The 12826-nt window shown below is 62.4% G+C and carries 6 protein-coding genes; all 6 read right to left on the bottom strand.

Features of this window, described 5'->3' with window-relative positions; translation table 11 throughout:
- Positions 1-7521: an amino acid adenylation domain-containing protein gene (locus tag ACTQZK_RS03605; protein WP_441898510.1), complete on the bottom strand. Its 7521-nt coding sequence runs from the start codon at positions 7519-7521 to the stop codon at positions 1-3.
- Positions 7522-7607: 86 nt separating this feature from the next.
- Positions 7608-8270 carry a 4'-phosphopantetheinyl transferase family protein gene (locus ACTQZK_RS03610; protein ID WP_216529045.1) on the bottom strand — a complete coding sequence of 221 codons (663 nt, stop codon included), beginning with the start codon at positions 8268-8270 and terminating at the stop codon, positions 7608-7610.
- An 11-nt stretch (positions 8271-8281) separates the two neighbouring features.
- Positions 8282-8509: an acyl carrier protein gene (locus ACTQZK_RS03615; RefSeq protein ID WP_216529044.1), complete on the bottom strand. Its 228-nt coding sequence runs from the start codon at positions 8507-8509 to the stop codon at positions 8282-8284.
- Positions 8502-10211: an AMP-dependent synthetase/ligase gene (locus tag ACTQZK_RS03620; protein ID WP_441898512.1), complete on the bottom strand. Its 1710-nt coding sequence runs from the start codon at positions 10209-10211 to the stop codon at positions 8502-8504. The genes ACTQZK_RS03615 and ACTQZK_RS03620 overlap by 8 nt, the downstream gene beginning before the upstream one ends.
- A gap of 207 nt (positions 10212-10418) precedes the next feature.
- The gene (locus ACTQZK_RS03625) at positions 10419-10994 is read right to left on the bottom strand and encodes a hypothetical protein (RefSeq protein ID WP_216529042.1); all 576 of its coding nucleotides are present in this window, start codon (positions 10992-10994) and stop codon (positions 10419-10421) included.
- Positions 10995-11010: 16 nt separating this feature from the next.
- A partial coding sequence (locus ACTQZK_RS03630) for an MBG domain-containing protein (protein WP_441898514.1) occupies positions 11011-12826 on the bottom strand: 1816 nt, incomplete at its 5' end.

Below are 12826 nucleotides of genomic sequence, written 5' to 3' on the forward strand. Positions count from 1 at the left end.
TTAGCTCCTTTCTCGAACGGGGCCCGAAGCCTCGACGGCGGCTTGAATCTGAGCGAAGTAAGGGGCGAAGTACGCCGCATCGGGGTCCGGCCAGGAAAAGCCCTTCGCCTGCAACGCAGCGCACGTGGCCGCCACCGACGCCTCGGTGGGTTGGACGGCAGGGCGTTCCACAACATCCCGAACGATGCCGAACAAGCTTTTGAACTCGCTGTTCAGGCGTTCGGAAACGCACTGGGCAAACGCTTGGTCGGACACCGGCTCAACAGGGTGGCCGCAACGCCTCAAAAGCGCGGCAAGCTCCTTGACGTCGATCTGCCGATCGCTGCATACGTGCGCAATGCAATGCGAGTCGCACGTTGCCAAAAGCACGATGGAGCGCGCGCAGGAGTCGACGGGCGTCATCTCGAACCGTTCGGCCAGGCTTTCAGGATAGCATCCCAAACGGGCGTAAGCGGCAAGGCGCATCGCGAAGGCGTTGCGATGAACGTCGCGCTGAAACGCCCCGTCACGAGCGCGGCCCGTCAGATTCCCCACGCGAAACACGCGACCCGCAGCGCCCTTCGCGAAAGCGTCGAGCACGACGGCCTCAGCCCGGTACTTGCTTCGAGCATATTCGTTGAAATCGACGTCTTGCCCCACGTCGAACGATCGCTCGTCGAACAGCGCACCGCCCCTGCCGGCCACGCTCATCGTCGACACGTGCATGAACTGCGCTTCCAGCATAGCGGCCAGCTCCAGCATGCGACGCGTGCCCTCGACGTTGACGCGTTCGTACTCCTCGCGCCGACCAACATGGTCGGTGATGGCCGCGCAGTGAAAGACCGCGTCGATCGCACCGAGCGACGCGGCCAAACCGCGATCGTCTTTCGACACGTCTCCACGCACGGCGCGGACCGCAGGGGCAAAGTCCATCCCGTAAGCTGCCAGTGCATGATCGAGGCGCACCTGCGCCTCGACGTCGTCGGCGGCGCGCACCAGGCAAAGCACCTCCCCCGCGCCCGCAGCTAAAAGCTCCGCCACCACATGGGCGCCCAGAAACCCGGTTGCTCCCGTTACGAGCACACGGTCGAGAGAACATGCGGCAACGGGCTTTTCGCAAGCCGCTGCCGCATTGCGCGCAACCGATGCCGCCGCTTCGCTTCGATCGGCCAAACGACGATCCGATGCGCTTCCGCCCGTGTTCTGCTGATGCTCGGAAACGCTCTTCGCGCCAGGCATGTGTGCACGTGCGAGCAGATCCCCGATGGTATCGGCATCGTAGAAATCCTGCGTGCGCAGCGTCCACCCGTGCGGGGCGAGCCGTGCCTGGATGGAGATGACCGCCAAGGAGTCGCCTCCCAGATCGAACACGTTGTCGGTCAGGCTGACGCCGCGCACTCCCAGGACGTGCTCGATCGCGCGCAGGAGCCGTCGTTCCTCGGCCGAATACGCCCGCTTCGCAGGCGCGCCGGAAAGCGGGCGGGAAGGCTCGGCCGTCGTCGCGCAAGCGCTCGCGTCCGGATCGGGAAGGCGCCCGCGATCCACCTTTCCGTTTGCCGTTTCGGGCAGAGCCTCGAGATAAACGAAGCGCGCGGGCACCAAAAACGAAGGGAGCTGCGCCGCAAGCGCAGACCGCAACCGCGAAACCTCATGCGGCTCGGACGCCGTATAGTACGCAACCAGCTGCTTGCGCTCTCCCGCCCCGTGCGCCACCACCACGGCTTCGGCGATGCCGTCAAGAGCGCACAGGGCCGCTTCGATCTCGCCGGGCTCGATGCGCAAACCGCGCACCTTCACCTGATGATCGACGCGCCCCGCAATGAACAGCTCGCCGTGCTCGTCGTAACGGCACACGTCTCCCGATCGGTACATAACGCCTCCCTCGTGAAACGGATCAGGGAGAAAGCGCGACTCGTTCAGATCGGGGCGGCCGATGTAGCCCGGCGACACTCCCGCTCCGGCAATGTAGGCTTCCCCGTACGTTCCCACGGGAACAGGCCGCAGCGCCTCGTCGAGCACGTAGACGCGCGTGTTCGCGATAGGCCGCCCAATGCTCACGTACGCGCAGTCGGTCATATCCTGAAACGAAGTGTACACGGTCACCTCGGTCGGGCCGTACCCGTTTTTGAGACGCGCGCCGGGCATGATGCGCTTGCACGTTCGAACCAACGGAAGCGGCGGCTTCTCTCCTGCCAGCACCACGGTCGAAAGCCGCGAAGCCGCTTGGACGAACGCCTGGTCGCGCACCATGATTTGCATGCGTGAGGGCGTCGCCTGCAGAAAATCGACCCGTTCGCGCTCGATAAGACCGGCCAGCAAACGAGGCTGCCGAAGTTCCTCTTCGTCGGCGAGCACGATACGGCAGCCGTACGTCAAGGGAAGCAGCGCGTCCGCAACGAAGATATCGAACGACATCGTGGTCACCGAGACCACGGTCCATGCAGGACGGTAGCCGATGCACGAAGCCATAGCATCGCGCAGGTTCGCCACGCCCGCACGCGTAAGAAGGCTTCCCTTCGGCACCCCGGTCGACCCGCTTGTGTAGATGACGTACGCAGGGTCGTCCGGCTTCGCATCGGAGCACCTGCGCATACGCTCGTTGCGAGCCTGCGCCGAATCCAACGAGGCGCGCGCAAGAAGCGCATCCTCGACGACCACCCTTGCCGCGGCGGACGGGACCTCCGGGCAGGCGTCGCACGTCTGGCGATCGACCAGCACAAGGCGCGCCCCGCTATCGGCCAGCATGAGCGCCTTGCGATCAGCCGGATACGTCGGGTCGACGGGAACGTAAGCAGCGCCCGCTTTCATAACGCCGAACAAAGCCGGAAGCAGCGCCGCGCTGCGACGCATCATGACAGCCACCAGTGCTCCGGGCCCTGCCCCTGCTTCGGCAAGAGCGCATGCGATGCAGTCAGCTTGCCGATCCAACCCGGAAAACGTCAGCCGACCGTCCGAGGCCACAACGGCTTCGTCGCACGGGCGCTGGTCGGCAAGGTCTTCCACCCACGCGCAGAGAGGCCGGTTGCGAACGGGCACCTTATCTCCCGCAAACCCGCTTGTCACCAGCTGATATTCTTCCAAGGGCAGCACGCTCACGCGCGCGACGCCCTCGTCGGGAGCCTCGAACAGCGTTGCTGCGGTATGGACGAAACGATCGAGCATGCGCCGCGCTGCTGCAGCGGAAAACAGGTTTCGATCGTACTCCAATCTGCACGTCAGGCCGTCCGCCGCTTCGTAGGCGAACAGCGTCACGTCGAGCTTCGCCGTTGCAACGTCCACGAACCGAGGCGTTGCGGATACGCCTTCAAGCGTCAAGTTCACCTGGTCTTTCCCGAACACGAGCATTGCATCGAACAAGGGGTTGCGCCCGCGCTGACGCGCGGCCCCCGCATCGGTCACGATGCGCTCGAACGGATAATCCTGATGGGAAACGGCTTCGCTCAAAGCGCGATGCACCGCGTTGAAGCATGCACGGACGGTCTGCCCGCCCGAAAACGCGCACCGCACCGGAACCGTGTTGATGAAAGCGCCCGCCGTATGCTGCATCGCGGGTTGCATCCTGTTTTCCACGGGCATGCCGATCACCACCTCGTCTTGCAAGGCGGTACGGGAAAGCACCAGCCCGAACACGGTCATGAGCGCCGTGGCCATCGTTGCCTTTTGGGAGCGGACAAGGGCATGCAACGATGCGAGCGCGCTCGCGGCGATGCGCGCCTCGCACGTTGCCCCCTTCCGTTCGCCCGTTCGAGGGCGCTCGGTGGGCAGGGCCAGCACGGGAAGGTCACCGGAAAGCCGTTCGCGCCAATACGCCGCATGCTGCTCCAAAGCGTCCGAGGCAAGGCGCCCCTCCAGCCAAACAGCGCAATCTTTGTAATCGACGGCAAGAGGAGGCAACGCGTCCCCCTGGTACAAAGCGGCGAAGTCGTCGAGCACGATCCGAAGCCCCGCCTGGTCGCAAACGGCATGATGGAAGTCGAACAGCAACGCATGCCGCCGGGGCGTTCGAATGGAGACAAGCCGCATGAGCGGAGCGCTTGAAACGTCGAAGGGCCGAACGCGCCGCTTCGCGCATGCCGCGATGCGGGCGTCGGCGCACGCAACCGACTCGTACGGCACCTCGACCGAACGATGAACCCGTTGCACGATCGCGCCGTCACGCACGTGCAGGGACGTGCGCAGAACGGCATGCCGAGCGAGCAGCTTTTCCAAGGCGGCCTTGAGCCGGTCCTCGTCGAGCATGCTTTCAAATACGAACAACGCCGGCACGTTGTAAGCAACGGAATCAGGGGCCTCGCTTGCCGCCAAAACCATGCGCTGCTGCGTTGACGTGGCCGGATAGTAACGGCGCGCTGCCACGGGCTTCACCGGCTTGCAGTAGCTGGCCTCCGCCCGATCGATCAGCGCGGCACAGGCGGCAAGCGTCGGGTCGCGGTACACGTCCACCAAATCGATGTTCGCATCGAAGGCATCGGCCACTGCGGCTATCATGCGCACGATGGACAGCGAATCCCCGCCGATTTCGAAAAAGTGATCGTCGGGACGAACGCAACCCACCCCCAGGATGCCCTCCCACAGCTCCGCGAGCTTTCGCTGAGTATCGGTTTCGAACGAGCGCGCGCCCACCGCCTCCCGTTGAGGCTTGGGGAGACGACGCACGTCAAGCTTTTCGCTTGTCGTAAGAGGAAGCTCGTCGAGTTCCACGAAGCACGAGGGAACCATGTAGAACGGCAGCGATTCGGACAGGTGCGCCTTCATCCGCGCAGCAGGGGGCACGCAGTCCCCCGCCACGTACGCGCACAGCGATTTGCGTCCGTCCTGCTCGTCGTGCGCCACCACCGCCGCCGAACGGATCCCCTCCAACTGCAGCAGCCTGTTCTGGATCTCTCCCAGCTCAACGCGGTACCCGCGAATCTTCACCTGGCGGTCGATGCGCCCGAGAAACTGGATTTCGCCAAGCGGATACCAGCGGCCCACGTCGCCCGTGCGGTAAAGACGCTCCCCTTCCACGAAGGGAGACGGCACGAAGCGCTCGGCCGTCAGCTCGGCACGCGCAACGTATCCCCTGCTCACGCCAGCGCCCCCAACGTACAGCTCACCTGGAACGCCAATCGGAACCGGATTGAGGTGCGGGTCCAGAATGTAGACGCGCACGCCGTTCATGGGCCGACCTATGTTGACGTCGACACGGCCGGTCACGTCGCAGCACGTGGCCGCGATCGTCACTTCGGTAGGTCCGTAGAAGTTCGTGACGCACGACGACGTAACCTGCTGGATGCGCCGCAGCAGCTCGGGCGGAAGCACGTCGGCTCCCAATCCGATCTCCCGAACCCCTCGCAGAGCATGAGCGCCCGCCTGGGCCGAAAGGATCATCTCCATGCGCCCCGGCGTGACCATCATAAGGTCCACGCGCTCTTTCCCCATAAGCGCGCACAGATCGTCGGGGTAGTCGGCCTGCCGATCGTCGGCCACCACGAGCGTACGGTTCGAGAACAAGCCGACAGCCGCCTCCATGATGTTGATGTCGAACGACACCGGGCCCACGCACAGCATCCTGCCGCCGGGGGTGCGACCCCACACCGCGCGCATCGACAGCACGAAGTGGGCAATCTGCGCATGTTCGACCACCACGCCCTTCGGCGTGCCGGTCGAACCCGACGTGTAGATGAGGTACGCCGCCTGGCCGGGATCGGGAAAGCGCCGCGCAACGCAGATCCCTTCCGAAGCAGCACCCTCCAAGCAGCGGCCCTTCCCCGCGGCCGCCTCCGATCGCACGCAGGAAACGCGCCGCACAAGCTCCTCGGCGCGCAACGAGGCCACGGGGACCGACAGAAGCGCCCCCTTCTGTCGGTCCTCTAAATCCCCTGGTCCAACCAGCGCAAACCGCGTGCCCGACTCGTTCAGCATATAGCGAACGCGCTCCTCGGGAAGCGAGGGATCAATGGGCATGAACGCCGCGCCCGCCTTGAGGGCGCCCAGCATGGCCGCATAGTAGACGTCGCTTCGCGGCAACGCAAGCGCGACCACATCGCCCGGCGCAACCCCCGCGTTCGCGAGCACGTTGCCAACCTCGTCGGAGGCCCGGTCCAAATCGGCCGCCGTCCAACTTCGACCGCGATAGGTCAACGCCGGTTCGCAGGGACCCTCGGCAACGCGGCGCTTCCATAGGCTGACCAGGTCGGTTCGCTCGAAACCGTCATCGGTGTCGTTGAACCGGTACAGCACCTTGTCTCGCTCTTCCGCAGAAACCATGGCAAGCTCGAAAAGCCGCTTTTCGGGATGAGCAACGGCATCGGCTACGATGTTGCACAAATGCTCGTGGATGAAATCAACTTCCTTCGCCGCGAACAGGGGCGAGAGGTAATCGTAATCCAGCACGAAGCGCCCGTTGTTCTCGCGATCGTTCCAGTGAATGTTGAGCGAGGATGCCTGATGCCCGCTGAAATGCCAACGCCCTTCGTAGGAGAAGCAGCGCTTCTTCGTTTCGAACGTCCCCACCTGGTACGATAAGGAAATATCGTACAGCTGGTCGATGTCGGGACGACGTTCGCGAATCTTCTCCATGAGCACGTCGTACGGATACCGCTGATGCTTGAGAACGGAAAACCATTCGTTGGACACCCCTTCGGCAAAATCCAAAAACGCACGCTCGTTGTCGACCGCCACCCGCACGGGCACCGTGCTCACGTACATACCGAAACGCTCACTGGACCCCGCGAACGTGCGGTTCGATACAGGAGCGCTTATGACCAGGTCTTCTTTCCCCAACACGCGATTCAGATACACGGAAAACGCGGACAGCAGCAACGCGAACACCGACACGCGATGCTCTTTGCAAAAGCCCCGCACCGCCGCGGAAAGCTCAGCTGAAAGCACGCACGCCTTGCGCTTCGCTTTCGTTGCAAAGCAGTCCGACGTTCGAGGCTTGAGCAACGTGGCATCGGAGAAGTCGGAGAACCGCTTGAGCCAGTACGCCTCGTCGTAAGCGAATCGCTTGGATTCCCGATAGAGACGTTCCTCCTCGACGTAATCGAGATACGAAATTGCAGGCCGGGGCACGGGAGTTTCCCCGCGCAAAAGCATGTCGTACCAGTCCATGACCTCGTTTGCGAACACCACGAACGACACGCCGTCGGAGATGATATGGTGCATCTTCGCGTACAGGTACCCCTCGTCGGGAGCGGTTTTCGCCAAAGCGAAGTAATAGAGGGGGCTGTCGATCAGCGACATGGGCGCCTGCGTTTGACGAACATCCCACTCGTACAGCCCCTTCACGCCCGTGGAGCTGAAATCCAGTCGATCGATATGTACGGGCCGATGTGCAGCCACATACTGCATGGGCTGGCCGTCGACAAGGCAGATGCGCAAGCGAAGAGACTCGTTCGCCTCCAAAAACAGCTGAATGGCCTTGTCCAGCAAATCGAAATCAAGACGCCCGCGAATCTTGAGCGTACCGGCGTTGTTCCACATGCTGGTTCCCGGATGCGATTGCTCGACATGCCAAATGCGGCTCTGCGGGTGAGTCAACGGATACCGACCTGCCATAAGGGACGCTCCTTCGTTTCTGCTTGCGCGCGCCGGCGCATCGGGCAACGGCAACGCGCTACGGGTATCCTCGTTTTGCTTCACGATCACAGCCCTTCCCTTTCGGCAAAAGCAAGCAACTCCTCAATCTGCACGGTTCGAGGAGACGCCCGCAACGGGGCGGGTTTCGGCAACGCAGCGCACACGGAAGCCGAATACCCGGCAGGAGCATCAACCGCGCATGACGACACGCCTTCCGGAAGAACAAGATCGGCCCTTCCAAGACCCGCGATTCCAACTCCCCACCACTTCAACTCGCTTTCCATGCGAGCCCAGCAATCGCAGAAGAGCGTTGCTTTGTCGGAAGATTCCAGCCATGCTTCGAACGAGGCCGCGTCCATAACCTTGCGCGCAAGCCGCTCGTCCGCCTGGCGCCGTTGCTGGATATCCACGCCAATGGGGGCATCATCGATCCCGACCAGGACGTACGATCCGGAATGGCTCAAACTGAATTCGACCGAGCCGTCAGCGTAGCGCGCGAACGGCTTTCCGCAATCGCCCTCGAAGCGCTCAACGGCGCGCAAGTTCACGCCCCGCTCTTCATGCAGCGCCCACGCAAGCAGAACCTCGGCGAGCGCCATGCCCGCGCGCTGCTGCGCAACGCGGCAACGCTCCATGCGGGCGCGCTTCGCCGGCGTCGCAAAGGGAAGCGCCGCTTTGGCGAGCAGCTTCTCGTCAGCGGCGGGCACGGATGCAAGGAACAGGTCCACGGCGCTTCAGCCTACGCTTCGATCGCTTCCAGATAACGCACGATGTCTTCGACCGTCACGAACTGGCGAATGTCTTTTTCCGGTATCTCCCGGTCGAATTCCATCTCGAACGCGCACACCAGCTCCACCAACTCAAGCGAGTTGATGCCCAGGTCGCTCAGCACGTCGGTATCAAGCGTGATCTCCAGGTCGTCGCGCTGGATGTAGCCCTGGATGATGCTTTGAACGCGATCAAACATGTACCATTCCCTTCGTATCCTCAACGAGCAAAAACCGCTTTACCTTGCGCGTTGTCGTTTTCTCGAACGGCTCGGCGTGCACCGCAAACGTTGCTATGCGCTTGTAAAACGCCAGGCCCCTGTTAACGCGCCTGATATCGGCGCGCACCCGATCCCGAGCGGCCGCCGCAGCTTCTGGAGACTTCGCATCCAACCCGATAGCTTCAAAGTCCGGGTAGATGTGCGCCGCCAAGCACTCGGAACCGTTGCCCGTTCCAGGCCCGCCGATAACCACCGCTTCGGCCACGGAATCGCACGCCGTCAAAGCACGCTCGATTTCCTGAGGCATAACGTTCTTGCCGTTGCTCAGGACGATGTTGTCTTTGCACCGACCCGTGATGTGCAGAAACCCATCCGCGTCCAAACGTCCCAGATCGCCCGTTGGAAACCAACCGTCGACCAGCGTTTCGGCTTCTTCATCCAAGTACCCCGCCATGACCGACGGGCCGTTGACCCAAATCTGCCCGTTTTCGTCGAACCGCACGCGCGCGCACGAAATCACGCGGCCAACGGAATCGTCTTTGAACTCGTTGTTGCGGTTGACCGAAACAATGGGAGAACATTCGGAGATGCCGTACCCTTGAATAAGATTGATGCCGAGAGAGCGGTAAAACGGCGCATAGGCTGGATCGAGCGGCGCTCCTCCGCAGATGACAAGTCGCAGACGCCCGCCGAACGCCTCCCGGGGCTGCGCGAGCAACTTGTCCGAAACGTCGACGCCAATGCGCCGAAGCAGCGAGCTTGCTTTGCAGGCGAAAGCAAGCTGTCGTTCGCGGCCGCCCTCTTTTGCGGCGCGAAGAATCTTGCTTCTGAACGTTTCGACGTACAGGGGGACCAAGCACAGAATGGTAGGCTTGAACGCGTCGAGGCATTTCGGGAGCATTTTCAAACCGGAGCAGAGCCCCACGGTGCACCCATAGTACAACGGACAGAAGATGCCCGCCATGTCCTCGTAGGCGTGATGGATGGGGAGAACGGAGACCAGCGTATCCTGCGGGCCGAAAAGCACCAGCTCGCAAGCCCCTTTTATATTGGATGCGAAGTTTCGATGGCTCAGCAAAACGCCCTTGCTCACGCCCGTGGTTCCCGATGTGAACAAAATCGAGCACACCGCATCCGGATCCAGTTCAACCCGCGCGTACCGATCGTTGCCGAGCGCGATCTGATCTCGCCCGCAAGAAAGCAGGTCACATGCCAATTCGCCCGCAGACAACGACCCCATGTCAAAAAGCTCCACATCGAGCCCGCGGCGCTCCTTCAACGCATCGGCCGCGCGACGCGCCTCGGGCGCGTACGATGCAGTATGGCACAGCGCATCAACGTTCGCCCTTGCCATTTGGTCGACGATCTCAGAGCAGGAAAGCTCTTTATCGAAGGGAACCACCGTCATCCCGCTGTTGACGATCGCGAAGTACGCAAGAATCCACGCGTAGGAGTTTTCCCCGATGAGCGCGATGCGCTTGCCGGCGTACCCGCGCTCCAAAAGCGCGGTGCCCAGGGCCCGCACGTCCTCGAGAAAGCAAGCGTAGCTCACTTCGCGCAGCCCCGAAGAACGCGACAGCTCGGCAAATGCGGTTTTACCCGAAAAGAGCCGCGCGCTGCGTTCGAGCAGATGACGCAGGTCGGGAAATTCCTCGATGTCGTTAAGTCGATAGCTCCTCATACGAGAATCACAACCATTCTACTTGCAATTAAACGTTCAAAAGCCTACCAGGCCCTGCAAGCAAGAGAAGCGTCTACCCAACTTGCACCGCAGGACTCACGCGGTCGAACCATGATCAAACGACGATGTCGCGTAAGCTAAGAAGCAGCCCTTCCAGAAACTTCGCCGGAAGGGCTGTCGATGCAAGCGCGACCAGAAAGGCGGCTTTTAAGCCGCAGCTCCTAGCGTGGTCAAAATAGCAGCCAATTCTTCGGGCGTTCCAAACGGCTTTTCCTCGCCAGTGGCCGCAACGACCACTTCGCCCGTCCATGCGCGGCGCGCGGACGCAGAGGAATCCAATGCGGTCTGAGCAGATTCCATCGACTGGTCCTTTACGGCCTCGGGGTTTTCTTCCGTCCGGAATTCCTTCGTGCGCACGAAATACTTCGCTTGAAACGCTTCCTTATCGGGAAACTCCTCGCGCGTGAAGTCGTACTTCAAGTTTTCAACAATGGAAGCTACCACGTCTTGCATGGGCTCCCCCTCCGAAAAGCGCATAAGCCCCTTTTCGCTGTTGAACGTGGCATTGTCGCCCACGTACACGGTTCTAATGCGCCGACGGCGAACCCGCTCCGCGCGAACGATGACCGCGATGGAAACCGCGATAACCGCCCACCATACGATGGACAAAACCAGGTCAAGCGGATCGTCGACCCTGTTAAAGCCCAAGAAGTACCACAGCCACAGCAGAAATACCGAGATTGCCGCAAGCAGGGCAAAGACGATGACGTTGCTCTTTTTCATGCGTATCCTCCCTTCCCTACTCGTTCAACCCGGCAGCTGCAACCGTCCCCGCAGGAGCACCCTGAGAAACGTTTGCCGCGGAGGCCTCGTCGTCGAACCGAGAAGGCGCGCCGGGAGCGGGGTCACCGCCCCCGGTCAGGTTGTCTTCGTACTGCTTCAGCTTACGAGAGAACAGGCTGCGACGCAGCGTCACGCAAGCGGAATATATGGCCGTGACAATGATGCCCAGTATGATGTACCAGTGCACCCAGCACGACGCATGATCGTGACCAGCAAGCGGCGTTTCCCCATCGGAGATTTCGGTTTCGCGCTGAGCAAGCGGGGTCTCGTTGTCGCCGATGACCGCTTCGGCAGCGCCCCCGAGCACGTCCACGATGGGCGCAACGATAGGCGCCAGCGGGCTGTCAGGAGGAACCGTGCCCGGTTCGGGCAGCGGCGTAGGCGTCGGAGTAGGCTCGACCGGGTCGGGCGGAATCGGCGGAATCGGCGGAGCCGTAATGGTGAACGTACCGTTGATCACGGAAACCGCGTAGTTCGGATTCTGCGTGAACAGAGCGGTCAGAGCGCCTTGGTACACGCCCACGGCCTCTTCGCCGCCGGGACGGACGTAGGCCACGTCGCCCAGATCGCCTTCGGCCACCAGGCCCTCGACCGTGCCGGTGAAGGTCGGATCGGCGGCACCTGCAACCTTGGAAGCATCGGCAACCGTAATGGTGACGGGCGCAGGGGTGATGACAACGGTCGCGCTCACCGGAGCCGTTTCCCGGTACCCCGGATGCGTGGCCTTCACGTGCACCGTGTACGTTCCGGCATTCGTGAACGACGGATTGCTCTCAGACCAGGTTGCCCCGTTGTCCACCGAGTACAGCAGCGTGGAGCCCTCGACGTCAGCCTCGGCCGTAACGGATACAGGCTGCGCGTCGTAGACCTTCGTCAAACCTTCGGCATCGGACGTGATGCGAACGATATTGCCGTCTGCGGGCTCGATGGAGAAGTCGCCCGGCTCCACCGTATAGGTGTAGTTGCCGTTGAGATTGTCGACCGTAGCAGTAAGGACACCTGCATAGGAACCGACAGCTTCATCGTTGTTGGTGCGGCTGTAAACCACATTGCCCAGCGAATCGGAGCCGATCAGCCCTTCGACCGCACCCGTGAAGGCAGGGTCGGATTCCCCGAACTTCTTGGACGAGTCGTTAACCTTGATGGTGGCGGGCGCGGGAGTGATTCTGGCGGTTACCGAATTGCTGGTCCACACCTGGGTTCCGCGGATCACCTTCACGGTAACTTCGGTGGAATCCGCCACATTGACGAACTCGTTGGCAGCAAGCTGCGTGTCGCCAACCCAATATTCGATTGTATCGCCGGGCAGAACAACGCCGTGCAGCAGCACCTTATGCGGAGCGCCGTCGTAGGTGACGTCGAAGCCGCTTGCACTGAGCGTGGAGAAATCGGGGACGAACTTGGCCGTGAAGGTGGTCGCCTTGTACAGGTCGCCGTCGCGGTCGACGTTGGCGGCGGCCAGCTCGGCGCTCAGCGCCGCCCCGGCCCCCTCGATGCGCGCGTCGCCCTTGTACCAGCCCTCGAACTTGTAGCCGGGGGCGGGCGCGGCGGTCGAGCCGGTCACGCCGGAGGTGCCGAGCACCTGGATGCCCCGGTTGTCGGCGGGGTCGGCCGTGCCGTTGCCGTCGGTGGCGTAGCTCACCGCGTAGGTCTGGCCGTCGTCGGGGACGAACTTGGCCGTGAAGGTGGTCGCCTTGTACAGGTCGCCGTCGCGGTCGACGTTGGCGGCGGCCAGCTCGGCGCTCAGCGCCGCCCCGGCCCCCTCGATGCGC

The sequence above is a fragment of the Paraeggerthella sp. LCP19S3_G8 genome, from assembly GCF_052119225.1.
Lineage (GTDB): Bacteria > Actinomycetota > Coriobacteriia > Coriobacteriales > Eggerthellaceae > Paraeggerthella > Paraeggerthella hominis.